At 69.6% G+C, this 24,849-nt stretch carries 28 protein-coding genes; 15 read left to right on the top strand and 13 right to left on the bottom strand.

All coding sequences use genetic code 11. From position 1 onward, the window contains the following. Positions 1–51: 51 nt before the first annotated feature. Positions 52–801 (bottom strand): PRC-barrel domain-containing protein, encoded by a 750-nt coding sequence (locus VGO20_RS27335; protein ID WP_327505581.1) that lies wholly within the window; start codon positions 799–801, stop codon positions 52–54. A 300-nt stretch (positions 802–1,101) separates the two neighbouring features. On the opposite strand from VGO20_RS27335, the gene greB reads away from it, so the two are divergent. Next, positions 1,102–1,659 (top strand): transcription elongation factor GreB, encoded by a 558-nt coding sequence (gene greB, locus VGO20_RS27330; RefSeq protein WP_327505580.1) that lies wholly within the window; start codon positions 1,102–1,104, stop codon positions 1,657–1,659. A gap of 27 nt (positions 1,660–1,686) precedes the next feature. On the opposite strand, the gene VGO20_RS27325 is transcribed toward greB, so the two are convergent. Beyond that, entirely contained in the window at positions 1,687–2,736 is a 1,050-nt protein-coding gene (locus VGO20_RS27325; RefSeq protein WP_327505579.1) for a hypothetical protein, read from the bottom strand. A gap of 209 nt (positions 2,737–2,945) precedes the next feature. Here VGO20_RS27325 and VGO20_RS27320 point away from each other — a divergent pair, with 209 nt between their 5' ends. Then, positions 2,946–3,257, top strand: a complete 312-nt coding sequence (locus VGO20_RS27320; RefSeq protein WP_327505578.1) for a cupin domain-containing protein — start codon at positions 2,946–2,948, stop codon at positions 3,255–3,257. Positions 3,258–3,279: 22 nt separating this feature from the next. On the opposite strand, the gene VGO20_RS27315 is transcribed toward VGO20_RS27320, so the two are convergent. Continuing rightward, positions 3,280–3,612, bottom strand: coding sequence for a c-type cytochrome (locus tag VGO20_RS27315; RefSeq protein ID WP_327505577.1), 333 nt, complete (start codon positions 3,610–3,612; stop codon positions 3,280–3,282). A 134-nt stretch (positions 3,613–3,746) separates the two neighbouring features. Between VGO20_RS27315 and VGO20_RS27310 the strand changes: the two genes are divergently transcribed. Next, entirely contained in the window at positions 3,747–3,878 is a 132-nt protein-coding gene (locus tag VGO20_RS27310) for a hypothetical protein (protein WP_327505576.1), read from the top strand. A 25-nt stretch (positions 3,879–3,903) separates the two neighbouring features. Here VGO20_RS27310 and VGO20_RS27305 read toward each other — a convergent pair whose 3' ends face one another. Then, positions 3,904–4,110 carry a hypothetical protein gene (locus tag VGO20_RS27305; protein ID WP_327505575.1) on the bottom strand — a complete coding sequence of 69 codons (207 nt, stop codon included), beginning with the start codon at positions 4,108–4,110 and terminating at the stop codon, positions 3,904–3,906. 173 nt (positions 4,111–4,283) lie between these two features. Here VGO20_RS27305 and VGO20_RS27300 point away from each other — a divergent pair, with 173 nt between their 5' ends. Next, a complete protein-coding gene (locus VGO20_RS27300; protein ID WP_327505574.1) occupies positions 4,284–4,901 on the top strand; it encodes a LysE family translocator in 618 nt (205 codons plus the stop codon). A gap of 4 nt (positions 4,902–4,905) precedes the next feature. Here VGO20_RS27300 and cysQ read toward each other — a convergent pair whose 3' ends face one another. Next, the gene (cysQ, locus tag VGO20_RS27295) at positions 4,906–5,676 is read right to left on the bottom strand and encodes a 3'(2'),5'-bisphosphate nucleotidase CysQ (protein WP_327505573.1); all 771 of its coding nucleotides are present in this window, start codon (positions 5,674–5,676) and stop codon (positions 4,906–4,908) included. A gap of 88 nt (positions 5,677–5,764) precedes the next feature. After that, positions 5,765–8,086: a xanthine dehydrogenase family protein molybdopterin-binding subunit gene (locus VGO20_RS27290; protein ID WP_327505572.1), complete on the bottom strand. Its 2,322-nt coding sequence runs from the start codon at positions 8,084–8,086 to the stop codon at positions 5,765–5,767. An 80-nt stretch (positions 8,087–8,166) separates the two neighbouring features. Here VGO20_RS27290 and VGO20_RS27285 point away from each other — a divergent pair, with 80 nt between their 5' ends. Then, complete coding sequence (locus tag VGO20_RS27285; RefSeq protein WP_327505571.1) at positions 8,167–8,913, top strand: SOS response-associated peptidase; 747 nt, start codon at positions 8,167–8,169, stop codon at positions 8,911–8,913. A 14-nt stretch (positions 8,914–8,927) separates the two neighbouring features. Here the strand turns inward: VGO20_RS27285 and VGO20_RS27280 are convergent, their stop codons facing one another. Beyond that, positions 8,928–9,863 carry a LysR family transcriptional regulator gene (locus VGO20_RS27280; RefSeq protein WP_327505570.1) on the bottom strand — a complete coding sequence of 312 codons (936 nt, stop codon included), beginning with the start codon at positions 9,861–9,863 and terminating at the stop codon, positions 8,928–8,930. Between the two features lie 126 nt (positions 9,864–9,989). Between VGO20_RS27280 and wrbA the strand changes: the two genes are divergently transcribed. Both wrbA and VGO20_RS27270 read left to right on the top strand, forming a co-directional pair. Continuing rightward, on the top strand, positions 9,990–10,592 hold the full coding sequence (gene wrbA / locus VGO20_RS27275; protein WP_327505569.1) for an NAD(P)H:quinone oxidoreductase: 603 nt from the start codon (positions 9,990–9,992) through the stop codon (positions 10,590–10,592). Positions 10,593–10,723: 131 nt separating this feature from the next. Next, the gene (locus VGO20_RS27270; RefSeq protein WP_327505568.1) at positions 10,724–11,686 is read left to right on the top strand and encodes a glutathione S-transferase family protein; all 963 of its coding nucleotides are present in this window, start codon (positions 10,724–10,726) and stop codon (positions 11,684–11,686) included. A 36-nt stretch (positions 11,687–11,722) separates the two neighbouring features. Here VGO20_RS27270 and VGO20_RS27265 read toward each other — a convergent pair whose 3' ends face one another. Beyond that, positions 11,723–12,514 (bottom strand): response regulator, encoded by a 792-nt coding sequence (locus tag VGO20_RS27265; RefSeq protein ID WP_327505567.1) that lies wholly within the window; start codon positions 12,512–12,514, stop codon positions 11,723–11,725. A gap of 168 nt (positions 12,515–12,682) precedes the next feature. On the opposite strand from VGO20_RS27265, the gene VGO20_RS27260 reads away from it, so the two are divergent. The 6 genes from VGO20_RS27260 (at position 12,683) to dxs (ending at position 17,521) form a co-directional block, all read left to right on the top strand. Next, positions 12,683–13,066, top strand: coding sequence for a DUF423 domain-containing protein (locus VGO20_RS27260; RefSeq protein WP_327505566.1), 384 nt, complete (start codon positions 12,683–12,685; stop codon positions 13,064–13,066). A gap of 94 nt (positions 13,067–13,160) precedes the next feature. Then, positions 13,161–13,388 carry a sulfurtransferase TusA family protein gene (locus VGO20_RS27255; RefSeq protein ID WP_327505565.1) on the top strand — a complete coding sequence of 76 codons (228 nt, stop codon included), beginning with the start codon at positions 13,161–13,163 and terminating at the stop codon, positions 13,386–13,388. 1 nt (position 13,389) lies between these two features. Further along, complete coding sequence (locus VGO20_RS27250) at positions 13,390–14,319, top strand: histone deacetylase family protein (protein WP_327505564.1); 930 nt, start codon at positions 13,390–13,392, stop codon at positions 14,317–14,319. Positions 14,320–14,442: 123 nt separating this feature from the next. Beyond that, the gene (locus VGO20_RS27245) at positions 14,443–14,697 is read left to right on the top strand and encodes an exodeoxyribonuclease VII small subunit (RefSeq protein ID WP_327505563.1); all 255 of its coding nucleotides are present in this window, start codon (positions 14,443–14,445) and stop codon (positions 14,695–14,697) included. Then, positions 14,694–15,578, top strand: a complete 885-nt coding sequence (locus VGO20_RS27240; RefSeq protein WP_327505562.1) for a polyprenyl synthetase family protein — start codon at positions 14,694–14,696, stop codon at positions 15,576–15,578. Before VGO20_RS27245 ends, VGO20_RS27240 begins: the two co-directional genes overlap by 4 nt. 17 nt (positions 15,579–15,595) lie before the next feature. Further along, positions 15,596–17,521, top strand: coding sequence for a 1-deoxy-D-xylulose-5-phosphate synthase (gene dxs, locus VGO20_RS27235; protein WP_327505561.1), 1,926 nt, complete (start codon positions 15,596–15,598; stop codon positions 17,519–17,521). A 10-nt stretch (positions 17,522–17,531) separates the two neighbouring features. Here dxs and VGO20_RS27230 read toward each other — a convergent pair whose 3' ends face one another. Then, positions 17,532–18,089, bottom strand: a complete 558-nt coding sequence (locus tag VGO20_RS27230) for a metallophosphoesterase family protein (RefSeq protein WP_327505560.1) — start codon at positions 18,087–18,089, stop codon at positions 17,532–17,534. Positions 18,090–18,168: 79 nt separating this feature from the next. Between VGO20_RS27230 and VGO20_RS27225 the strand changes: the two genes are divergently transcribed. Beyond that, complete coding sequence (locus VGO20_RS27225) at positions 18,169–18,927, top strand: TlyA family RNA methyltransferase (protein WP_327505559.1); 759 nt, start codon at positions 18,169–18,171, stop codon at positions 18,925–18,927. A 19-nt stretch (positions 18,928–18,946) separates the two neighbouring features. Here the strand turns inward: VGO20_RS27225 and sppA are convergent, their stop codons facing one another. The 3 genes from sppA to VGO20_RS27210 form a co-directional block, all read right to left on the bottom strand. After that, the gene (gene sppA / locus VGO20_RS27220; protein WP_327505558.1) at positions 18,947–20,704 is read right to left on the bottom strand and encodes a signal peptide peptidase SppA; all 1,758 of its coding nucleotides are present in this window, start codon (positions 20,702–20,704) and stop codon (positions 18,947–18,949) included. A gap of 27 nt (positions 20,705–20,731) precedes the next feature. Continuing rightward, a complete protein-coding gene (locus VGO20_RS27215) occupies positions 20,732–21,304 on the bottom strand; it encodes a peroxidase-related enzyme (protein ID WP_327505557.1) in 573 nt (190 codons plus the stop codon). A 69-nt stretch (positions 21,305–21,373) separates the two neighbouring features. Continuing rightward, positions 21,374–22,816, bottom strand: a complete 1,443-nt coding sequence (locus VGO20_RS27210; protein WP_327505556.1) for a PAS domain-containing sensor histidine kinase — start codon at positions 22,814–22,816, stop codon at positions 21,374–21,376. Positions 22,817–23,108: 292 nt separating this feature from the next. Here VGO20_RS27210 and VGO20_RS27205 point away from each other — a divergent pair, with 292 nt between their 5' ends. Next, the gene (locus VGO20_RS27205) at positions 23,109–23,726 is read left to right on the top strand and encodes an exopolysaccharide biosynthesis protein (protein ID WP_327505555.1); all 618 of its coding nucleotides are present in this window, start codon (positions 23,109–23,111) and stop codon (positions 23,724–23,726) included. 16 nt (positions 23,727–23,742) lie between these two features. Here the strand turns inward: VGO20_RS27205 and aroC are convergent, their stop codons facing one another. Further along, on the bottom strand, positions 23,743–24,846 hold the full coding sequence (aroC, locus tag VGO20_RS27200; RefSeq protein WP_327505554.1) for a chorismate synthase: 1,104 nt from the start codon (positions 24,844–24,846) through the stop codon (positions 23,743–23,745). Positions 24,847–24,849 lie beyond the last annotated feature (3 nt).

Below are 24,849 nucleotides of genomic sequence, written 5' to 3'. Positions count from 1 at the left end.
GACGGCGGGGAATGCGTCGCCGCATTCCCCGCCGTCTGCGTGGCCGGTCCCTTACTGGGCGGCCGGTGCGGGCGCGGGCGCGGGCGCCATGCCGCCGGCCGGGGCAGGCGTGGTCGGCTCGGGCTGGTCGAGCGACGCCGTCTCGCCCTCGGGGTCGAATTCCGGCAAGGCTTCGACATCCTCGCGGGTCAGCTCGCGGGCCATGATCCCCTCCTCGGGACGGATCTCGACCTGGTCGCGGTCGAGCGCGATCCTCTTGGCGCCGAAGCCCAGGAAGCCGCCGCTGTCGATCACCAGGCGGCGCATCTCCATGGTCTCGGGATCGACGATCACGTCCGAGACCTCGCCGAGCTGCTGGCCGTCCGTGCCCATGACGGGGCGGCCCATCATGTCGTCGGCGCTCACCTCGACGCCCGAGCCGGCGCTCATGCTGGAACCGGTGGTCGTCTCGGTGGTCGTTTCGGCCGTCGCCTCGGTCGTCGTCTCGGGGGTCGTGGCCGCGGCATCGGCCGGCTCGGCCTCGACCTCGATCTCCTCGGTCGCGAGGGTCTCGCCCTCCGTCTCGGTCTCCAGGGCCTCGCCTTCGACCGCCTGCTCGGCGCCGGTCGCGGCCTCGGCGTCTTCCTGGGGCGGGATCACGGTCACGTTGGCGCCGCCCGTGGCCTGGCCCTGCTCCGGCGCCGCGACGGTCGCTTCGGCTTCCGGGGCGGGCTGCGTCGTCGGGGCCTGCTGGGCCGCCGCGACCGCGGGGATGGACAGCGCGAGGGCGAGGGCGCTCGACAGCAGAAGTTTGTTACGCATGATCTTCCCTCCTCTTGTGACGCGTGCCCTGAGCGGGGCGCGCGGGGGGTCCGGCAATCAGGCGCCGAAAGGGACCTTTCCGGCCTGCAGGGGCGGCGATGCCGCCTTGCGGCCTAGGGTCGATCCACCGGCGCGTGCCGTGATGACCTGATGCCCTCGTGAACGGAGCCGTCCTTTGGTTTATTCCACTCCCGAGATCAAAAAAGTTTCGGGCGCCGGCGCGCCGGGTTCCTCTTCCAGCGACGCTCCGGGGGTGCTATCCCGCCGACGTCGCACGACGGGGACGGAGCTACGAACGGGATGGCGTTGAGAGCGGTGCGCAAGCGGCCTGCGGGAAGCGGAGGCGGGGGCGGGGGCGACGGCGGGAGTAGCGAGGCGCCCAGGAACTACATCACGCCGGCCGGCCACCGGCGCCTGCAGGAGGAACTCAAGCACCTGTGGACCGTCGAGCGGCCCAAGGTGGTCGAGGTGGTGTCCTGGGCGGCCGGCAACGGCGACCGGTCGGAGAACGGCGACTACATCTACGGCAAGAAGCGCCTGCGCGAGATCGACCGCCGGGTCCGCTTCCTGACCAAGCGCCTCGAGATCGCCGAGATCGTGGACCCGGCCCGGCAACCCAACCGGAACCGGGTCTTCTTCGGCGCCACCGTGACCTATGCCGACGAGGACGACAGCGAGAAGACCGTCACGATCGTCGGCGCCGACGAGGCCGACATGGCGGAAGGGAGGGTCTCCTGGATCTCGCCGATCGCCCGCGCGCTCCTGAAGGCCGAAGTCGGGGACACCGTCGCCATCCGGACGCCGGCGGGGATGCGCGAAGTCGAGGTCGTCGCCATCCGCTACCCCGACCCCGCATAGCCCGGTGTCCACGAGCCCCGGAGGCGGTCAGTCCGGGGACGCAGCCGCACCCGCCCCGGTGGCGAAGGGAGCCGGCCGGACCCGGCCGCCGAACTCTTCCAGGCGCGCGAGTGCATAAACCGGATCGATCAGGGTTTCGGGGAAGTGGAGGCCCGGCGCCGCCGGGGCGCCGCCGGCCAGGCCGAGAAGCCGCTCGACGCCCAGGGACACGCCCAGCGCCGACAGTCCCGTGACCCCCTGCGGGCTCTCGATGTCGACGCGCAGGCGCCCGACCTTTCCGTCCTTCCGCTCGCCTTCGATCTCGATGATCATCTCATGCGACGGCACTCCGCCGCGGCGGCGGCTGGCACTTTGAGCGACGCCGAAGTCCATGCGGACCGAACGCGCCTCGGTCGCGGCCGCAAGGCTCACGGTGTCGAGCACCGTCATGGCGTGCGTCTCGACCTCCTCTCCCGCCATGTTCTCGACGCGCCGGGTCGCGACCTGCTCGCCGACCCAGCGCCACGTCCCGTCGTCGAGCAGCAACGGACGGGGAGAGTTCTGCATCAACTGTTCGACGTCCTGGGTCGCCATCGGGCCTATCGCTTCCTCCGGGTCCATGAGTACCGCGATCTCGATGGTATGGACGGCGCGGAACTCCCCGGCGAAGTGGAGCGCCGGCATGGTCGCCATGCCGACCGCCCAATGGCTCGCCAGCATCATCGGGGCGCTGGCGGGCCTGTGGACGTGGCGCGCGACGGCCGGGCCGATCTCGAACGCGCCGTCGGCCATGCTGAGATAGGGCAGGCCCTTCGACTGGGCGTATCGCAGCGGATTGAGGGTGTTCTCCTTCAGCACCGCCACCACCGCGCGGTATGACGCATCCCGGGCGAGGCCCAGGTCCGCGCGCCCCAGGTTGACCGGCGTGGCGTGCGCGTTGCCGATCTCGGCCGCCAGCGCACGGCATCTATCCTGGTCGCGGGCGCCGATCGCTATCGGAAGGTCGGGATGGAGCTGTCGAAGGGTCTGCGCTGTCCGGGTGCCGACCGTTCCGGTTCCACCGAGAATGAGGACCGGGGCGGTTGCTTTCGTAGTCATGAGGAGGGGCCTTTTGCAGCTGTGCGGCAAGCCTTCCGGCGCTTGGCGCACGGACGGTCGTTCCTTACTCATAGTAAGTTACTGACCGTAATAAGTTGCTGCGGCCAGTTGTGTCAAGCTCGGACGGCGGTATGGTCCCGGTCCGGGAAAGTGGTAGACACGGCTTGGTGATCGGTCAGGTCGTCACCGTCAGTTGGAGAACACGGCACATGCGCACCATCGTCCCCGCGACCTTCACCGGCTCCAGAGCCTGGGAAGCTCTGGACATCGAACGTATCGGCGATGCCACGGTCCGCCTTCACTGGACCGATCAGCCGTACAAATGGCACGTGAACGATGGCCCGGAGGTCTTCGTGGTGCTCGACGGCGCCGTCGACATGCATACGCGGCAGGACGGCGTCGAGAAGATCCACCGGCTCAACACGGGCGACATCTTTCACGCGCAGGACGGCGACGAGCATGTCGCACATCCTGTGGGAGGAGCCCGGGTGCTCGTGATCGAGCGGGCAGGCAGCGTCTGAGCGGGGACCGGCGGAAGGACCGTCACTCCTGTACGGACGCGAGGTAGGCGAGCAGGTCTTCGATCGCTTCCGGCGACAGCACGAATTCCGGCATCCGGACCTGTGAATGGCCGACCACGATGCCCTCGGCCAGCGCCTCGGCGAGCGCTTCGACCGGCCAGTTCCTGCCGAAGCTGCTGAAGGCGGGCGCCTGGGCGACCGGCCCCGGACCCGGGCCGGCGACGGCGTGGCACCATGCGCAGTGTTCTTCCGCGATCCGTCGCCCGGCATCGGCGTCGCCCCCGGCGGCACCCGCCGGACCGATTGAGGCGATGACGGCCAGGACGGCCGTGGCGAAGGCGATGGGCGGTGGCATGGAAGCTCCTGTCAGAATCTCCGAAAGGAAAACTTTCCCTCTTCCGTTGCACGGGAGAGGGGATATTCGCGCATTCCGATTACTTGACTGCTGAACTAACGTGTTCTCATTTCGGCCGGAACGAGAAGAACCCCTTGGACACGCCCGCTGCTCTGCCGCAGAAGATCGGGGCCGGGCCGGCCGCGCCCGGGCGGCCCGTGTCATTCCGTGACGAATTGGAGAAGATCAAGGCCCTGCCGGCCGCCTTCATCCGGCATCGCCGGTGACTGAGCGCCGGTCGAGCGGCGGCCTCTACGCGCGCATCCGCCCGAACGGCAGTCCGAAGGCCGGTCGCCGGCGCCGGCCGTGCGCGCGGCCGTCCAGCCAGTCCTCGACCACCTCGGCCTGCTGCCAGCCGCCGAAGAAGCGCGCGCAGTCGATGCCGGAGTAGAGCCGCACCTTCTGCTCGCCGAGTCGCTCCAGATAGTCGATGAGGCGGAGTCGGTCATCTTGGGTCATGACGCCGTTGTACCAAGCGGCAGGCCAACCCGGCATTGCGCAAGAGGGGCGAAACGCTACTTCCGAAGGGGTAGCCCGGTGGCCTGGACCGCCGGTGGATCGGCATCGAAGGAACCGTTTTCCCGGACCCCGCGGGACAGGTATCCTCCTCTCCGCATCATGAGGAACGTTCCATGCTCGACCCCATCTCCCTGGCTGGATTCGCGCTCGCGCTGGCCGTCGCGGCGGCCACGCCTGGGCCGGCCATCGCTGCCATCGTGGCCCGCGTGCTCGGGCATGGCGCCCGCGGCTCGATCGCCTTCACCGCCGGGATCGCGCTCGGCGACGTGGTCTGGCTGTCCTTCGCGGTGCTCGGGCTGGCGGCCCTGGCCCAGACGCTCGGCTGGGTGTTCCTCGGCCTGAAATACGCCGGCGCCTGCTACCTGCTGTACCTGGCATGGAAGCTGTGGACGGCGCCGGCCATGACCTTCCAGGACGGGCCGGCTCCCGCGGCCGGCCGGTCGGGCCGCCTGTTCCTGGGCGGGCTGGCGCTGACGCTCGGCAATCCGAAGACGATGCTGTTCTACATCGCCCTGCTGCCGAACCTGCTCGACCTGCAGCAGGTGGGGCTGGTCGGCCTGGTCGAGCTGGCCGCCGTCACCCTGTCCATCCTCGCCGTCGTCTTCCTCGGCTACATCGCGCTCGCGGCGCGCGCCCGGCGCCTGTTCGGGACGCCCGGGGCCGTGCGCGTCCTGAACCGGGTGACCGGCACGGTCATGGGCGGCGCGGCGGTCAAGATCGCCGCGTCCTGAACCCTCAGCGGCGGCCCCAGGCGACGAAGGGGCCGTTCATGAACCCCGGCTTGCCGTAGGTGAGCGTCTCGCCTTCCGGCGTCTCGACCATGCCGCCGGCCGCTTCGACGATCGCCTGTCCGGCCGCCGTGTCCCACTCGCCGGTCTGGCCGAAGCGGGGATAGACGTCGCCCTTGCCCTCGGCCAGCAGGCAGAACTTCAAGGCGCTGCTGGAGCGGAGCTGCTCCGCCACCGTGCGGCCGGCCAGGAAGTCGGCCAGCTTCTTCTCGTCGCCGTGGCTGCGGCTCGCCAGCACGGTCAGGCCCGCGGCCGGCGGCTTGCGGGCGAAGACCGGGCGCTCCCGCCCGTCGTGGCAGGCCACGGCCGTTCCGGGCCCGGCGGCGGCGTAGAAATCCCCGGTAACCGGCAGGTATATGACGCCCAGTACCGGACGGCCCCCGCGCACGAGCGCGATGTTGACCGTGAACTCGTCGGTCCGGTCGACGAAGGAGCGGGTGCCGTCGAGGGGGTCGACCAGCCAGAACTCGCCGTCGACCTCCACGCTCCGCCCGGCCGCGTGCTGCTCCTCCGAGATCACGGGGATGGCCGGCGCCAGATGCCGGAGCGCCGGCAGGATCACCGCCTCCGACGCGTGGTCGGCCGCCGTGACCGGGCTGCCGTCGGCCTTCATGCTCGCCGCCGCGCCGTCGAGGTAGTAGCGCATGATGACGTTGCCGGCTTCGCGCGCGATGGAGCGGGTGTGGGCGAGGAGGTCGTGCAGGACTTTGTCGGGCATGTCGCCTCGGCTGGTTTGGGCTGGGGCCAGCATAGGCCTGTACGCCGCGATGCGGTACATGTTCCGCATCGCGGCGCGTCTTGGAACGTCAGGGCGCGGCCGCCGCGGGGGTGCCGCGTGCCAGCCGCCAGATCGTCTCCGGCGTGGCCGGCATGTCGACGTGGGTGACGCCGCGCTCCGCGAGCGCGTCGACCAGCGCGTTGATGACGGCCGGCGGCGCGCCGATCGCGCCGGCCTCGCCGGCGCCCTTCATGCCGAGCGCGTTGGTGCGGCACGGGACCTCGTTCAGCGCCAGCTCGACGAAGGGCAGGGTATCGGCGCGGGGCAGGGCGTAGTCCATCAGCGACCCCGTCAGCAGCTGCCCGCTTTCGCGGTCGAAGACGCAGCGCTCGGTCAGCGCCTGGCCGATGCCCTGCGCGATGCCGCCATGGATCTGCCCGGCGAGCATGGACGGGTTCAGCACCTTGCCGAAATCGTCGACGACGACGTAGCGCAGGATCTCCACCGTGCCCGTCTCGGGGTCGACCTCCAGCTCGCAGACGTGGCAGCCGTTGGGATAGGTGGCGGCCGGCGGGCTCCAGCGCGCGACCTCGTCGAAGGCGAGGGCGTCCGGGGCCGGTGCGGCGGCCCGCGCCACTTCCCGGAACGTGACCCGGCGGTCGGTGCCGATGATCGTGAAGACGCCGTCGGCGAACTCCAGGTCGACCGGCGCCGCCTCCAGCATCTCCGACGCCTTGGCGCGCGCCTTCTCGATCACCTGCGCGGCCGTGCGGGCGAGCGAGGCGCCGCCGACCGGGATCGAGCGCGAGCCCCCGGTGCCCGCGCCGAACGTGATCCGCTCGCTGTCGCCCTGGACGACCGCGACCTGCTCAGGCGGAACGCCCAGCCGGTCGGCGACGATCTGGGTGTAGGCGGTCTCATGGCCCTGGCCGTTCGACTGGGTGCCGATCAGCACCGTCACTCTGGCGTCGGCGTCGACCTGGATCGTCGCCTGCTCCGGCCCGCCGCCGGAGCAGGCCTCGATATAGGTGCTGAGGCCGATGCCGCGCAGCCGCCCGCGCGCCCGTGCCTCGGCACGCCGGGCCGCGAAGCCGTCCCAGTCCGCCATCGCGAGCGCGTCGTCCATGTTGCGGCGGAAGTCGCCGCTGTCGTAGGTGACGCCGGTCGCGGTCCGGAACGGCATCTCCTCGGCCGGGATGAAGTTGCGGCGCCGGATCTCGGCCGGCGACAGGTTGAGCGCCCGCGCCGCGGCGTCGACCATGCGCTCGACCACGTAGGCGGCTTCGGGCCGGCCGGCGCCGCGATAGGCGTCCACCGGCTGAGTGTTGGTGAAGACGCCGCGTACCGAGACGTGGATCGCGGGCGTCTTGTAGACGCCGGCCAGCATGCCGGTCCCGTCGGTCGGGATGAAGGGGGCGAAGTTCGACAGGTAGGCGCCGAGATTGGCGAGCGTGCGGACCCGCAGCCCGAGGAAGCGGCCGTCCTCGTCCAGCGCCAGCTCGGCATGGGTGAGGTTGTCGCGGCCGTGGTCGTCGGACAGGAAGCCCTCAGCCCGCTCCGAGGTCCATTTGACCGGGCGGCCCAGGCGCCGCGCGGCGTACAGCGCCAGGACGTATTCGGGATAGAGAAAGATCTTCATGCCGAACCCGCCGCCGACGTCGCCGGTCAGGACGTGGATCTTCTCCTCGGGCATCTGGAAGACGTGGCGCGCGAGCTGCCGGCGCAGGCCGTGGACGCCCTGGCTGCCGACGTGGAGCGTCATCTTGCCGGTCGCCGGGTCCCAGGCGCCGTTGCAGGCGCGCTCCTCCAGCGGGTTGGGGATGATGCGGTTGTTGACGAGGTCGAGCGCCACGACATGGGCCGCCCTGGAGAAGGCCTCGTCCGTGGCGGCGGCGTCCCCGCGCTCCCAGTCGAAGCACAGATTGCCCGGGGCCTCGTCCCAGACGACGGGTGCGCCCGGCTCGACCGCCTCGTCCGCCGCGACGACCGCGGGGCGGTCGGCGTAGTCGACGAAGACGAGGTCGGCCGCGTCACGCGCCTGCGCCAGCGTCTCGGCGACGACGAGGGCGACCGGATCGCCGACATGGCGCACGCGCCCGACCGCCAGCGCCGGGCGCGGCGGGGTGACGAGCGGGGAGCCGTCCTTCTGGACCAGCGGGAACATGCAGGGCAGGTGGCCGATCCCGTCGGCCTCCAGGTCGGCGCCGGTATAGACGGCGAGCACGCCGGGCGCCTTGCCGGCCTCGTGGGTGTCGATCGCCAGGATGTCGGCATGGGCATGGGGCGAGCGCACGAGGCACGCATGGATCTGGCCGGGAAGGGTGATGTCGTCCGTGTACCGGCCGCGGCCGGTCAGCAGGCGCGCGTCCTCGGTCCGCGCGACGGCCTGGCCGAATCCGAACCTGCTCATCCTCATCCTCCACATTTTCCGCGGCATCCGTGCGTCCCGGACCATAGCGTCCCCGGGCCCGGAGCCGCTAGACTGTTCCCATGTGCGGACGCTACACCCTGACCCATTCCGTCGCGGATCTCGGCCGCGTCTTCGATTTCCTGGAACGGCCGAACCTTCCGCCCCGCCACAACGCCGCCCCGACCCAGGAGCTGCCGGTCGTCCGGCGCCGGGCCAGGGGCGACGCCGATGCCGATGCCGACACCGAAACGGGCGCCGCCACCGGCGCGCGCGAGCTGGCGGTGATGCGCTGGGGGCTCGTGCCGTTCTGGGCCGACGACCCGTCCATCGGCTCGCGGATGATCAATGCCAGGGCCGAGACGGCGCTGGAGAAGGCCTCGTTCCGCAATGCGATGCGCGAGCGCCGGTGCCTGGTGCCCGCCGACGGCTTCTACGAGTGGAAAGCCTCGCCGGGCGGCGCCAAGCAGCCCTTCCGCATCGTCGCCCGCGACCGCGGCCCCTTCGCCTTCGCCGGGCTGTGGGAGGTATGGAAGGGGCCTAAGGGCGCGCCGCTCGAGCGTCCGATGCAGTCCTTCACGATCCTGACCACCACGGCCAACCGCACGCTCCAGCCGCTGCACGAGCGGATGCCGGTGATCCTGGACCCCGCCGACTTCGATGTCTGGCTCGATCCCGGCACGCCGGCCGAAGAGGCGGCGAAGCTGCTGCGCCCGTGCCCGGACGACCGCCTCGAGGTCTATCCGGTCTCGACCCGCGTGAACGCCGTCCGCAACGACGACGCGGCCTGCATCGCCCCGCTCGCCGAGGAGCCGCCCCGCCTCCTCTGATTAGGCGGCCCAGATTAGGCTGCGGTATCGCGCAGTTCCGGGTCCAGCGCGCAGTCCCAGTAGGGCTTGGGCCCGAACCGCCGGGCGATGAAGTCCACGAAGGCGCGGACCTTCGGCGACAGGTGGCGTCCGTGGGGATAGACGGCGTGGACGGCGCTGTCGGAGACCACGTTCCCGACCAGCACGGGCTCGAGCCTGCCGGCCGAGAGGTCGGAACCGCAGATGAAGGTCGGCAGGATGGCGAGGCCGAGGCCGGCCACCGCGGCGTCGCGCAGGGTCTCGCCGTTGTTGACGCGCAGCGATCCCGCGGCGCGCACCGGCCGCTGCACGCCGTCCACCCGGAACTGCCACTGCTCCGCAATCGGGACGTTGGTATAGAGCAGGCAGTTGTGGTTCAGCAGGTCGTCGGGCCGCTCCGGCCGGCCATGCCGGGCGAAATAGCCGGGGCTGCCGACCACGACCCGCCGGTTGGGGGCGATGCGGCGGGCCACGAGGCTGCTGTCCTTCAGCCGCCCGATGCGGACCGCGACGTCGTAGCGTTCCTCGACGAGGTCGACGTAGCGGTCGTTCAGGTCCAGCTCCACCTCCAGGTCCGGATGGGGCGCCATGAAGTCGGGCAGGGCGGGGGCGAGATGGAGCATGCCGAAGGACAGGGGGGCGGCGATCCTGAGGACGCCGCGCGGGGAGGCATGCAGGGAGCTCACCACCGCTTCGGCATCGTCGACGTCGGCGAGGATGCGCACGCTCCGCTCGTAGAAGGCCTGGCCGATCTCGGTCATGCTGAGCCGCCGGGTGGTCCGGTTCAGCAGCCGGGCGCCGAGCCGGTTCTCCAGCTCCGTCATGCGCCGGCTGATCACGGATTTCGAGACGCCCAGCTTCTCGGCGGCCGCCGTGAAGCTCCGGCAGTCCACCACGCTGACGAAGGCGATCATGTCGTCTAGCCGGTCCACTGTTGCGCTCCACCGAACGATCTGGTGCCAGTCTCGGGTGTTATCGCGGCACCTGCAATGCCCCATCTCTCGGGAGTCGGCTGGTCCGACGACCTGAACGAGATACGACAACCCGAGGACGAAGCGATGGCCAAGGTACTGGTTCTGTATTATTCGAGCTACGGGCATGTGGAGCGCATGGCCGAGGCCGTGGCGGAGGGCGCGCGCGGGGTCCCGGGGACGGAAGTGACGGTGAAGCGGGTCGCGGAGCTGATGCCGGAGGAGGTCGCGCGCAAGGCGGGGGTGAAGCTGGACCAGGCGGCGCCGGTCGCGGACCCGAACGAGCTGGCGGACTACGACGCGGTGATCTTCGGCACGCCGACGCGCTTCGGCAACATGACGGCGCAGATGCGCAACTTCCTCGACCAGACCGGCGGGCTGTGGGCCAAGGGGGCGCTGGTCGGCAAGGTCGGCTCGGTGTTCGCCTCGACCGCGACCCAGCACGGCGGCCAGGAGAGCACGATCCTGTCGTTCCACACCACGCTGCTGCACCAGGGCATGGTGATCGTCGGCCTGCCCTATGCCTGGGCCGGCCAGACCCGGATGGACGAGATCACCGGCGGCTCGCCCTACGGCGCCACCACCATCGCGGCCGGCGACGGCTCGCGCCTGCCCAGCGACAACGAGCTCGAGGGCGCCCGCTTCCAGGGACGCCACGTCGCCGAGATCACCGCCAAGCTCCACGGTTGAGGCTGCACGAGCCCCTGCGGGCAATGACCGCCCGCCGCGAAGCGGGCCAGGAGCCGCCCGCGAAGCGGGCTAGGAGCCGCCCGCGAAGCGGGCTAGGAGACGCTCGCGAAGCGGGCTAGGAGAAAAGTACGATGGGACTGCTGATCGACGGCAAGTGGCACGACCGCTGGTACGACACCAAGACGACCGGCGGTGCTTTCAAGCGCGAGAGCAGCGTCTTTCGCGACTGGGTCAGCGCGGACGGGTCGACCGGCTTCCGGGCGGAGCCGGGTCGGTACCATCTCTACGTATCTCTGGCCTGCCCGTGGGCGCACCGCACCCTGGTCGTTCGCCGGCTGAAGCGCCTAGACGACGTGATAGGAGTGTCCGTCGTCCATCCCTTGATGGGCGAGCAGGGATGGTCGTTCGGCGAGTATCCCGGCGCGACCGGCGATCTCGTCAACGGCAAGCGGCACCTGCACGAGATCTACACCCTGGCGAGGCCCGACCATACCGGCCGGGTCACCGTCCCCGTCCTGTGGGATACCCAGCGCCGCACGATCGTGAGCAACGAGTCGGCGGAGATCATCCGGATGCTGAACCGGGAGTTCGACGCCTGGGGCGACGCCTCGCTCGACCTCTATCCCGAGGCGCTGCGGGCCGAGATCGACGCGGTCAATGCCTTGGTCTACGACGACGTCAACAACGGCGTCTACAAGGCGGGGTTCGCGACGGCGCAGGACGTGTACGAGCAGGCTTTCGACCGGTTGTTCGCGGCGCTGGACGGGCTGGAAGACCGGCTTGAACGCCAGCGCTTCCTCGCCGGGCCGCGGATGACCGAGGCGGACTGGCGGCTGTTCACGACCCTGATCCGGTTCGACGCCGTATACCACGGGCATTTCAAGTGCAACCTGAGGCGGATCGTCGACTACCCGAACCTCTGGGGCTATGTCCGCGACCTGTACCAGGTGCCCGGCATCGCGCAGACCGTGAACTTCGACCACATCAAGCGGCACTACTACGCAAGCCACGCGACCATCAACCCGACCGGGATCGTTCCCAAGGGGCCTGAGCTCGACCTGCTGGCACCCCACGACCGCGCCCGGCTTTCCTGAGGAACCCCGGTATCCGGCGGGGGCCGGCCGGCGGCGTCAGGACGCGATCGCGGTCAGGCGGTCGGCGGTCGCGTTGAGAACCGGGGCGAGGCGGGTGCATTCGTCGAGCACGCCGCCGCGGTCCCCGAGGACGGCCGCCTGCCGTATGGCCGCGGCCATGCGGCCGACGTCGTCGGCCCCGCAGGCGCAAGCCGCCTCCTGGAGCGTCTGCGACGTGCGCAGCACGGTGTCGAGGTCGCCGTCCCGCGCGGCCACCGTCATGCGGCCGGCCAACCGCCAGCTCTCGCCCAGGAAGGCGGAAACCACCTGCGCGAAGGCGATCTGCCCGAGATCGCGCCTGAGACCTTCGACGGCCGCGCCGTCGAGCCGGGCATCGGATCCGGGGCCGCCGAGCCAGCGGGCCACCGCCCCGAGCAGTTGATGGCGGTTGAACGGCTTGGCCAGACAGTCGTCCATGCCGGCTTCCCGGCAACGGACCTGCTCGTCGACGAGCGCCACGTTGGCGCTGACGGCGACGATCGGGACCGTATCGACGGGCGGCGGCATCGCCCTGATCGCCCGGGTCGCATCGAGGCCGTTGCGGCCGGGCATGGCGAGGTCCATGAGGATCAGGTCGAACCGCCCGCAGCCCGCCAGGGCCACGGCCTCGTCGCCGTCGGAGGCGGTCTCCGCGGTGAAGCCGCTGCGCGCCAGCATGGTCGCGGCCACGATGCGGTTCGGTTCGCTGTCGTCGACGACCAGGATGTGCCCGCCGCGGGCCGTAGCCCAGGCCGAGAGGCATTCGAGCCTCGCGGTCTCCGCCGACGTTCCCTTTAGCTTGTGAACCATGGTCCTCGTCTGGTCCGTCGCACATTCGCAGCCCGATTCGCAAATTGCAATGCAGGCTGCGGCCATACCCCGCGCACGGCGCATCCACGCCGTCGGCGCGCCGATCCTCGCAAGTCCCGGGCCAATACGGCATGCTGGCCGATGCATCGGTCACCGGACGAGGAACTCGTGACGAGGGAGCGTTTCGGAACATGGATAGCGGTCGCGGCGCTGAACGCCGGCCTCGCGGTCATGGCCGGCGCCTTTGCCGCGCACGGCCTGGAAGCGGCCGGCCCCCGGGCCGCCGAATGGATGCGCACGGGTGCGCAGTATCACATGTGGCATTCCCTGGCCCTGCTCGCCGGCGCGTTCCTGGCCCGCGAGGGCGGCGGGCGCGCCTTCGCTGTGTCCTCGATCGCCTGGCTCGTCGGGATCCTGCTGTTCAGTGGAGCGTTGTACGGGCTTGCGCTCGGCGGCCCGCGCTGGCTCGGGGCGGTGGCGCCGGTCGGAGGCGTCGCCTTCATATCGGGCTGGCTGGCGGCGGCGGTGGGCGGCTTGCGCCTGCGCCGCTGATCTGCCGCTGGCAGATCCGCCGGCCCGCTCCTTCCGGGGTTCCCGGCGGCCCGGGGCGGCGCTAGTATCGGGAAGGAGAAACCGGCTGGTCCGAATGGCAACCCACCACCTCGACGCGAAGGGCCTGACCTGTCCGCTGCCCGTGCTGCGGGCGCGCAAGGCGCTGAAGCCGCTCGCTCCGGGCGACGTGCTGGAGGTGGAGGCGACGGACCCCGCGGCGCTTCGGGATTTTCCCGCCTTCTGCGAGGCGACCGGGCACCGCCTGGCCGGTTCGTCCCAGGACGGCGGCGTCTTCACCTTCAGGATCGCAAAGGCGGGCTGAAATGCACACGGCGGTCTTTTCGCATCCGGCCTGCGCCGAACACGACACCGGGCTCGGCCATCCCGAGAGCCCGATGCGCTTGAAGGCCGTGCTCGCCGCTCTCGAGGGCGAGGACTTCCACCTTCTCGACCGGCGCATGGCGCCGCGCGCGACCGTGGAGCAGCTCGCGCGCGTCCACCCGCGGTCCTTCGTCGAGCGGATGCTGGCGGCGATGCCGGCATCCGGCCATTTCAGCATCGACGGCGACACGGTGGTCTGCCCGGCTTCGGGTGAAGCCGCCCTGCGCGCGGCGGGCGCCGTGTGCGCGGCGGTCGACGCCGTCTGCACGGGTGAGGTCCGCAACGCGTTCTGCGCCGTCCGCCCACCCGGCCACCATGCCGAGCGCGCGCGTTCGATGGGCTTCTGCCTCTTCAACAACGTCGCCGTCGGCGCTGCCCATGCCCGCGCCGCGCACGGCCTGGCGCGGGTCGCGATCATCGACTTCGACGTCCATCACGGCAACGGCACGCAGGACATCTTCGAGGAGGACCGCGACGTCCTCTACGTCTCGATCCACCAGTATCCCCTCTATCCCGGCACCGGGCGCGCGGACGAGCACGGCCGGCACGGCAACATCCTCAACGTGGCGCTCCCGGACGCGTCGGCCAGCCCGGAGTTCCGGCACGCGGTAACGGCGCGCGTGCTCCCCGCGGTGCAGGGCTTCGCTCCGGACCTCGTCATGATCTCGGCTGGGTTTGACGGCCACACGCGCGACCCGCTCGCGGGACTGCACCTGGTCGATGACGATTTCACCTGGATCACGCGCAAGCTCGCAGAGGTCGCGCGCGAGCGGTGCGGGGGCCGGGTCGTGTCCTCGCTCGAAGGAGGCTACGATCTGCGTGCGCTCGCTTCCTCGGTCGCGGCGCATGTGCGGGAGCTGATGATATCGTGATGCCGATCGGGGTGCTCCGGAAGCATGGGCGTCCGGGGGATGCGGCGGTCGGCCCCTGCGGGGCGCTTGCGGAGGCTCGGCCATCGCCCTAAAGTCGCCCGGCCTTCTCGTTATGGGATTGATATGGTCGATTCTGCTATTCCACCCGACATCGCGGCGATGAGCTTCGAGGACGCGCTTGCGGAGCTCGAACGGATCGTGCGCCAGCTCGAGGAGGGCAGGGCGAAGCTCGACGAGGCGATCTCCTCCTACGAACGCGGCACGGCGCTCAAGCGGCATTGCGAGGCGAAGCTTCGCGAAGCCCAGGCCAAGGTGGAACGGATTACCGTCGCCGCCGATGGTGCGCTCGGCCTCGAACCGGCGCGGATCGAGCGGTGACCCCGTCGCTGGAGGCGGCGCTCGCCAGCACCGCCGAGCTCGTCGAGCAGGAGATCGGCCTGCTGCTGCCGCGCGTGGACCTCGCGGAGGCCCAGCTCCACGAGGCGATGCGCTATTCCTGTCTCGGCGGGGGGAAACGGCTGCGCCCGTTCCTGGTGCTGCAGAGCGCCGGGCTGTTCGGCGTATCGACGGACAGCGCGATACGCACGGCGGTCGCGATCGAGTTCGTGCACTGCTACTCGCTCATCCACGACGACCTGCCGGCCATGGACGACAGCGACCTGCGCCGGGGCCGTCCGACCGTGCACAGGCATTTCGACGAGGCGACGGCGATCCTCGCCGGAGACGGGCTGCTGACCTATGCGTTCGAGGTCCTGTCCGATCCCCGCACCCACGAGGACCCGGGCATCCGCTGCCAGTTGGTGGCCGCGCTCGCGCGGGCGGCCGGGCCGCACGGCATGGTCGGCGGCCAGATGCTCGACCTGATCGCCGAGAAGCAGACTTTCGACATAGGCGAGACGACCCGGTTGCAGCGCCTGAAGACCGGAGAGATGATCGCCTTCTCCTGCGAGGCGGGGGCGATCCTCGGCCGGGCGTCGCCGCCGCAACGCAGCGCCCTGCACAAGTTCGCGCACGACCTGGGGCTCGCGTTCCAGATCGCGGACGACCTCCTGGACACGGAGGGCGATCCGAGCGTCACGGGCAAGCCGGCCGGCGCCGACGCCGGCAAGGCCACCTTCGTCTCGATCCTGGGTGTCGATCGTGCCCGCTCCCAGGCGCGTCTGCTGGCCGCACAGGCGGCATCGCATCTGGACATCTTCGAGGATCGGGCCGACATGCTGAAGGCCGTCGCCGCATTCGTCGTAGAACGGCGCGCCTGACCAACCGGGAGGTCGTATTGACCGAAGCCACCAGAACTCCCCTGCTCGACAGCGTCCAGCTCCCAGCGGACATCAGGCGGCTGAAGCCGGACCAGCTCCGGCAGTTCGCGGACGAGCTCCGGACCGAAACGATCGATGCCGTGTCGGTGACGGGAGGGCATCTCGGCGCCGGCCTCGGCGTGGTCGAGTTGACGGTGGCGTTGCACTACGTGTTCGACACGCCGCATGACCGCCTGATCTGGGATGTCGGGCACCAAGCCTATCCGCACAAGATCGTCACCGGGCGCCGCGACCGCATCAGGACGCTGCGCCAGGGGGAGGGCCTGTCCGGCTTCACCCGCCGCTCGGAGAGCGAGTACGACCCGTTCGGGGCGGCCCACAGCTCTACCTCGATCTCGGCGGGGCTGGGCATGGCCGTGGCCAGCGAGCTGGACGGGATCCGGCGCAACGTCGTCTGCGTGATCGGCGACGGCGCCATGAGCGCCGGCATGGCCTACGAGGCCATGAACAACGCCGGGTCGATGGACTCGCGGCTGTTCGTGATCCTCAACGACAACGACATGTCGATCGCGCCGCCCGTCGGCGCGATGAGCGCCTACCTGTCGCGCCTCATCTCGTCCAAGCAGTATCTCAGCCTGCGCCACTTCGCGAAGGACATCGCCGAGCACTTCCCGCGCCCTCTCAAGCAGGCGGCGCGCCGGGCGGAGGAATACGCGCGCGGCCTCGTGACCGGCGGCACCTTGTTCGAGGAGCTCGGCTTCTACTACGTCGGGCCGATCGACGGCCACAACCTCGATCACCTGCTCCCGGTGCTGCAGAACCTGCGCGACATGGATGATCCGGGTCCGGTGCTGGTCCACGTCGTGACCCGCAAGGGCAAGGGCTATCCGCCCGCCGAAGCCTCGGCCGACAAGCTGCACGCCGTCACCCGGTTCGACGTCGTGACCGGCGCCCAGGCGAAGTCGAAGGCGAACGCGCCTTCCTATACCCGCGTCTTCGCCGACAGCCTGGTCCGGGAGGCGGAGGACGACCCCCGCATCGTCGCGATCACGGCGGCGATGCCCTCGGGGACGGGGCTGGACCTGTTCGCCGACCGTTTTCCGGCGCGCTTCTTCGACGTCGGCATCGCCGAGCAGCATGCCGTCACCTTCGCCGCCGGTCTCGCCGCCGAAGGGTTGAAGCCCTTCGCGGCGATCTACTCGACCTTCCTGCAGCGCGCCTACGACCAGGTCGTGCACGACGTCGCGATCCAGTCGCTGCCGGTACGCTTCGCGATCGACCGGGCCGGACTGGTGGGGGCCGACGGCGCCACCCATGCGGGCATGTTCGACGTGGCCTATCTCGGCTGTCTGCCGGGCATGGTGATGATGGCGGCGGCCGACGAGGCGGAACTCGTCCATATGGTCGCGACCGCGGCGGACATCGACGACCGGCCGTCGGCGGTGCGGTACCCGCGCGGCGAGGGTACGGGCGTCGACCTGCCAGAGCGTGGAAAGGTCCTGCCGATCGGCAAGGGCCGCGTACTGCGCGAGGGGACGAAAGTGGCGCTGCTGAGCTTCGGCGCCCGGCTTCAGGAATGCCTGTCGGCCGGCGAGGAGCTTGCCGCCCGGGGCCTGTCGACCACGGTGGCCGATGCCCGGTTCGCCAAGCCGCTCGACGAGGATCTGGTGCGGCGGCTGGCCCTCGACCACGAGGTGCTGATCACGATCGAGGAAGGGTCCGTCGGCGGGTTCGGGAGCTTCGTCCTGCACTACCTCGCCCATGCCGGGCTGCTCGACGGCGGCGTCAAGATCCGGCCGCTGGTGCTTCCCGACCGCTTCATCGAGCACGACTCGCCGGTCCGCCAGTATGAGGACGCCGGCCTGACCGCGCGGCATATCGTGGCGGCGGCACTCACCGCGCTCGGGGTCGAGACGGCTGTCAAGGGAGGCGCGCGGGCCTGATCGCAGGGATCTAAGCTTCTTCGGGAATTTCGTCGTCGGGCAGGGGTTCCGCACCGACGCGCCTCGCGCGTCTGGCGAGCCCGGCCCGGATCTCGTCGAGGGTGATCGGCCGGTAGTCCCAGACGTCGACGCCGACGTCCACTTGGCGGGTGATCGGCTTGAGGCGGCCGTGACTGTGCCCGTGCAGGTTCAGGGCGCCCCTGCCGATACCGTTCCAGGTCCGGAACGGATAGTGGCAGATTATGAGCCGCGTGCCGTCGAGTTCGAGCTCCACATAGGATTCGACACTCAGCCAGCCGGGGAGAATCGTCGTTTCCGGCCCGTCGTTGTTGCCGACGACGAGGTGCTTGCGGCCGTTCAGCACCGCCAGGACCTCGCCGGCCCTGCGGGCGTCGCGATGGATGCAGAAGTCGCCGAGATGCCAGACTTCGTCGCCCGGGCCGACGACGGCGTTCCAGCGCTCGATCATCGCCGCATCCATCTCGTCGACCGAGGCGAAGGGACGGGAACGGAAGCGAAGCGCCCAGCCGTGCCCGAAATGCGTATCGCTGGTAAAGTAGACGGTCATGTTTTCGCTAACAGCGGGACTGGCCGGATTGTCATGGTTGAACGAGCCTGGAGGCGATTCCGGGCGGGAAGGATGGGAAATGGCCGGTTCGGGGACCGCCAAGCGGGAACGTGCTGACGTCCTCCTCGTCGAGCGGGGCCTCGCGGAGAGCCGCGCGAAGGCGCAGGCGCTGATCCTTGCGGGCCTGGTGCTGTCGGACACGCGGAGGGTGGAGAAGGCGGGTCAGCTCCTTTCCGCTTCGGCGCCGCTTGCCGTCAAGGGACAGGATCATCCCTGGGTCTCCCGCGGCGGCTTGAAGCTGGTCAAGGGGCTCGATCATTTCGGCATCGACCCGACCGGCCTCGTCTGCCTGGACGTCGGTGCGTCGACTGGCGGCTTCACCGACGTGCTGCTCGCGCGGGGTGCGGCGCGGGTCTACGCGGTGGATGTGGGGCATGGGCAGCTGGCCTGGAAGCTGCGTCAGGACGCGCGCGTCGTCGTCCTGGAGAAGACCAACGCGCGACACCTGACGGCGACGCAGGTGTCCGAGCCCATGGACCTCGTGGTCTGCGACGCGAGCTTCATCGGCCTGCCGGTCGTTCTGGCGGCGCCGCTGGCGCTGACGCGGCCAGGCGCGCGGCTGGTGGCCCTGGTCAAACCCCAGTTCGAGGTAGGCAAGGGGCGCGTCGGCAAAGGAGGGGTGGTGCGCGACCCGGAGTTGCACCGCGAGGTATGCGACGCCGTGTCGGCGTGGATCGAGGGCCAGCCGGGCTGGCGCGTGCTCGGACTGACCGACAGTCCGATCCTCGGGCCCGAGGGCAACAAGGAGTTCCTGATCGCCGCCGAACGGATGGCGTGACGGATCGGGACCCGCCGGCTTAGCGGGTCCCGATCCGCACGTCGGGAGCGGTCAGCACGTGGCCGGCCGCCATGATGCGCAGCATCGGCTCCAGGTGCCCCGTCAGGGAGCGCAGCCTGGTCGCAAGGGCCGTTTCGCCAACCCGGCTGCCGGTCGCGATCGCCAGCAGACGCTCGAAACGGTCGGCCGGGCGCGGATAGGTGTCGATGCGGACCGGTGCGCCGGGCTCCAGGCCCATGAGGCCGCGGGTGGAAGCAAGCGCCTCTTCCAGGCCACCGAGCTCGTCCACGAGGCCGAGCGCGTGCGCCTGGCTGCCGGTCCAGACGCGCCCCTTGGCGATGTCGCGCACGGCGGGGACGGGGAGGTCGCGTCCCTCGGCCACTCTCGCGGTGAAGGCGCCGTACAGGTCGTCGAGCATGGCCGCCAGGCGCTCGCGCTCTTCTTCGCTGAAGACCGTGAGCGCCGACCACATCGTCGCATGGCGCCCGCGCGCGACGCTTTCCCAGCTTATCCCCAGTTCCTGCCACAGACCGTCGGTCACCATCTTCCCGGCGACCACGCCGATCGAACCGGTCAGCGTGCCCGGCTGGGCGAGGATCCGGTCGGCCCCCATGGCTATCCAGTACCCGCCCGAGGCGGCGGAGGCGCCCATGGACACGACGACGGGCTTGCCGGCGAGCCGGGCTCGATGCACGGCCCGGCGTATCGATTCCGATCCGACCGCCGAACCACCGGGGCTGTCGATGCGGAACAGGATCGCGCGCACCGCCGGGTCGTCGATCGCCTCGTCGAAGGCGTGGACGATGGTCTGGGCGCCCATGGAGGGTTGGCCCAGCAGCGGAGAGACTCCGCTTTCGCCGCGCTCTATCCCGCCGACGCCGAAGATCAATGCCACTTTCGGCCCGTCCACATTGGGCCGGCCGGCCGCGTCGAGGTAGTCGAGGGCGTCCATGTAGCCGGCGCCGGCACCGGCTCGCGCGAGCGCCGCCTCGCGGATCTCGTCGGCATAGCCGAGCCGGTCGACGAACTTCGCCTCCACCGCCTCGCGGTCGAGCAGAGGTGCCCGGTCGATCGCGGCCGTCACCGCTTCGGGCGTCAGGTTCCGCCCGCGCGCAACTCCGCCGACGAGCTGGTCGGACAGCTCGTTGACGAGGCTCTCGGTCATCTCCCTATGGGCGGGAGTGAAGCCGGTCTCGGTGAACAGGTTGGCGAAGGTCTTGTATTCCTCGCGCTGTGCGATTTCCGGATCGATCTCCAGCTTGTCGAGCGCTTCACGTGCGAAGGGGACTTCAGCCGAGATGCCCGTCAACCCGAGCATGCCGACCGGCTGCATCCAGATCTCATCGAACCCGGAGGCCAGATAGTAGGCGACGTTCGCCGGCCCGAACTCACCGAAACTGTCGGCGAAGGCGAGAGCGAAGCGGCCGCTGTCTCGAAACCGCTCGACCGCGGCGCGCAGTTCCTGCGCTTCGGCCAAGCCGAACCGGTCCCCCCCGAACCGCGCGACCATGCCATGGACGCGAGGATCCATGCGGGCACGATCCAGCGCGTCGACGAGGTCGCGCAGTGCCGGCTGCCGGCCGAACAGGAGTTCGGCAACGGGGTCGCGCGGAACATACTCGATCAGGGCGCGATCGAAATCGAACTCGATCACGATGCGTTCGGGGGTTGGCTCCTCGGCCGTCATGAAGCGCCACGCGGCGATCGAGCCCCCGACGACAAGAACCAGGGCGAGCAGCCCGATCGCGGCGAACAGGCGGACGAGGAAGCGGACCATGGGAACTCCGGACCGGAGATGATGAACCTAACGGTCCATGCCGTGGTACTCGGGGTTGGGGATCATATCAACTGCCGCGGCCATGCGGTTCGACATGTTGAAGAAGGCCGCGGTGTCCGCGACATCGAAGACTTCTTCTTCCGTGAGACCGGCCGCACGCAGGGCGTCCCGATCGGCTTCCTCGATGAGATGAGGGCTCGTCGTCAGCTTCCAGGCGAAGTCGAGCATGGCGCGCGGGCGCGGCTCCAGTTCCGCCACGCGGTAGTTGATGGCCAGCATTTCACCGAGTTGCGGGTCGCCGGAGAGGTGCCGTACGGCCTGGCCGTGGGCGACGAGGCAGTAGTAGCACCGGTTGGCCGAGGATACGACGACAGCGATCATCTCGCGTTCGAGCTTGCTCAGCCCGCTGTCGCCGAGCATCAACTCGTTGTAGAGCCGGGTGAACGTCCGGAATTTCGCCGGGCGCAGGCTGTAGGCCCGGAGTACATTGGGCACCATGCCGAGTTTGTCGCGGCATTTGTCGAAATAGGCGTGGATGTCGTCGTCGAGCGTCTCTTCCGCCGGAACGGGCAGCGACATCACCTTGCCGGGCTGGGGCATCTCTTCCTCCTCGATCGGGCCGGCGTCCAGCCTAGAGCGCGGGCGGAGGGAATTGAAGTGCTGCGGCGTTCAAGATGCTTGCGTCGTCCGTCCGGGAGGAAAGCCGATGACGACGGTCGTCCCCGAGCCGGGCAGCGTCTCGATCGAGAAGGCCGCCCCGTGCAGTTCGGCGATCCGGCGGGCTGCCGGCAGTCCCAGGCCGACGCCGTCCCGCTGGCGCACGAACAGGTTTTCGAGTTGGCTGAAGGGCTCCAGCGCCAGCGGCACGTCGCTCGGGTCCATGCCGATGCCGGTATCCTGGACCGACAGCGCCACCGCACCGCCTTCGGCCCTGCGGGCAGACACCACCACCCGGCCGGAGCCCGGCGTGAACTTGACGGCATTCGACACGAGGCTGGCAACGGCCCGAGCCATCATCGACCGGTCGGCCAGCAGGAGCGGCAGGCCGGGTTCGGACTCGACACGCAGTTCGAGACCGGCGGCGGCTGCGGCGGCTTCGTGGGCCAGGACCGCATCGCAAAGGATGGTGTCCGGTGCTGTCGGGCGCAGGTCGAGTTCCGTGCCATCGGCTTCGAGCCGGGCAAGGTCGAGGATATCGTTGATGACTGCGAGAAGTTGCCGGCCGCCGGCGAGAATGTCGCGCGCACAGTCCAAGTATTGGGGGTCGCTCAAGGAGCCGAATGCCTCGTCGGCGATCAACCCCGAGAAACCGATGATCGCATTCAGCGGAGTCCTCAGCTCGTGGCTCATCAGCGCGAGAAACACGGACTTGGCCTTGCTCGCTCGTTCAGCCTCCTCCTTGGCCTCGAGCAGCGCACGTTGCGCTTCCATGATCTGCGTGACGTCGGTGTAGGCCCCGATCATCCGCATCGGCTTGCCGGCCGCATCCTGGACGGAGGTGGCCCGCACCAGCATGTGTCGGATGGACCCGTCCTTGTGTCTCAGTCGGACCGTCAGCCCCGGATCGCGGCTGCGGCTGTCCGTGAACAGGTCGCGTACCAGACGAATGCCGAGTGCTTGGTCCTCGGGCAGTACGAGCCGTTTCCATGTCGAGACATCGTTGGGCAATTCGTGGTCCTGGTAGCCGAGAAGGGCTTTCCAACGCGGCGAGAACCAGACTCTCCTGCCATCGAGGTCCCAGTCGATGATTCCGTCCCTCGTCGCATCGAGAACCAGGCGGAGAAGGTCGCGCGCCTCTTGGAGCTGCGCCGGCATCTGCGCGGCATCGTTGCCGCCGCCGTCGGCGCGACGCAGGGTCCCGAGTGCGCGGCTGCGGGGGTGATCGGGATCGGGCAAAAGAACGATGCGCCAGCGCCAGGGTTTTCCCTCGCAGCCTTCGAACTCCAACTCCTCGTCGACCGGGTACCCGGTCCGCAAGCAGTGGTTCGCCAATTCCTCGATGGCGTGGGTGAGGCCTTCCGGCGTATCCACCGGTTTGAGGGAGATGGTGACGTGGCCGGCAGCTTCGCAACGAGCCGTGAACACCGTGCTGGCCGCCGGAGCATCGAACATCCGTCAGCGGGTCCCGCCGGGGAGTCGCGACAGGGCCGGCGGCAGCGGACGGATCATGGAGGAAGATGCTCTCTTTTGCGTGATTGATGACCTCAGCCTGCGACACGACCATAACACGCCCGGACCGTTTCGAAAAAGAACCTAAAATGCATGTTACTTGCCGGCGATCGGCCGTCTCGGGCGCCCATGGTGAATCAATTTGGAAGCGATTACATTGGCGCCGCCCGAATCGCTGCGATAGACAGAACCCATGACCTCCGAAACAGTCGCAGAACCCCGGATGTCGCCGCGGGTGACCGACCTGCTTGCGGAGTTCCGCCACTCGCTTCCGGAGCGGCGCGTCACGCTCGGAGACTTCGTCGTGGTGCTGCGCGACCGGGCCTTCGGCGGCTTCATGCTGATCCTGTCGCTCCCGAACATCCTTCCGCTGCCGTGGGGGGCGGCAACGATCCTCGGCGTGCCCATGGTGCTGATCGCATCCCAGATGATGCTGGGCCGTCGGACGCTGTGGCTGCCGGGATGGCTTCTACGGCTAAGTGCCGACCGGGCGCTGGTGGCCCAGGTCCTCGACCGGATGATCCCGCGGCTGCGTCGCACCGAACGTTGGGTAAGGCCCCGGGGCGCGATCCTTTCTTCGGGGCCGGTCGAGCGTTTGATCGGCGCGCTGTGCATATTCCTATGCTTCGTGCTGATCCTGCCGGTTCCGCTGCTGGGCTGGTTCCCGGCTTTCGCGCTGGTTGCCCTGTCGCTCGGCTTGGTCGAGCGGGACGGTGCCGTCCTGGTGGCGGGCTTCGGGTTGTGCGCGTTGAGCGCGGTCGCCGCCTTGGTGGCGCTTGCGGGTATTGCGGCCGCGGGCGACGCCCTGATCCCCGGCGTGGCGATCGACGTGCCCTTTTTCGACCTGGACTGATCGTCCGTCCTGGCCGTCAGCCCGGCTGGAAGGCGGGCGGCGGGACGCCGGCGTCGAGTGCCCGATGCCGCATCAGGTGGTCCGCGAGTACGCAGGCCATCATGGCTTCACCAACGGGGACGGCGCGGATGCCGACACAGGGGTCGTGGCGGCCCTTGGTTACGATCTCGGTGGCGTTGCCTTCCAGATCGATCGTCCTCCTGGGCGTAAGGATCGAACTCGTGGGCTTTACCGCGAAACGGACCACGATGTCCTGGCCGGTCGAAATGCCGCCCAGGATGCCGCCGGCATGGTTCGACAGGAACCGCATCCGGCCGTCGTTGCCCATGTTCATTTCGTCGGCGTTCTCCTCGCCCGACAGCTCCGCAGCGGCAAAGCCGTCGCCGATCTCGACACCTTTTACCGCGTTGATCGTCATCATCGCCCGCGCCAAATCGCCATCGAGCTTGTCGTAGATCGGATCGCCCAGGCCGGCCGGCAGGCCGCTCGCCACCACCTCGACGATGGCCCCGGCACTGGAGCCCGCCTTGCGGACGCCGTCGAGATGATCGGCCCAGCATGCCGCCGTCTCCGCATCCGGGCAGAAGAAGGGATTGCGGTCGACTTCGTCCCAGTCCCAGCGGTTTCTGTCGATCCGGAGCGGCCCGACCTGGATGAGGGCGCCCCTTATCACGATCCCGGGCCCGAGCACCCGCCGGGCGAGAGCGCCCGCCGCAACCCGGCTTGCCGTCTCGCGGGCCGAGGAGCGTCCTCCGCCCCGATGGTCACGGACGCCGTACTTCGCCCAATAGGTGTAATCGGCGTGCCCTGGCCGGAACTTGGTCGCGATCTCGCCGTAGTCCTTCGAGCGCTGGTCCTCGTTCTCGATCATCATCATCACGGGCGTGCCGGTCGTCATGCCCTCGAACACGCCCGACAGGATGCGGACCGTGTCCGGCTCGCGGCGCTGGGTCGTGAAGCGCGACTGGCCCGGGCGCCGGCGGTCCAGGAAATGCTGGACATACGCCTGTTCGAGCGGGAGCCTCGGCGGCATGCCGTCCACGACGACGCCGATTGCGGGACCGTGGCTCTCGCCCCAGGTCGTGAAGCGGAAGAGGGTGCCGAAGCTGTTCCCGGCCATGGC

Source organism: Arenibaculum sp. (genome assembly GCF_035998295.1).
Classification (GTDB): Bacteria; Pseudomonadota; Alphaproteobacteria; order Azospirillales; family Azospirillaceae; genus DASYHS01.
The sequence above is the reverse complement of the archived record's forward strand: the minus strand, read 5'-3'. Positions and strand labels throughout refer to the sequence as shown.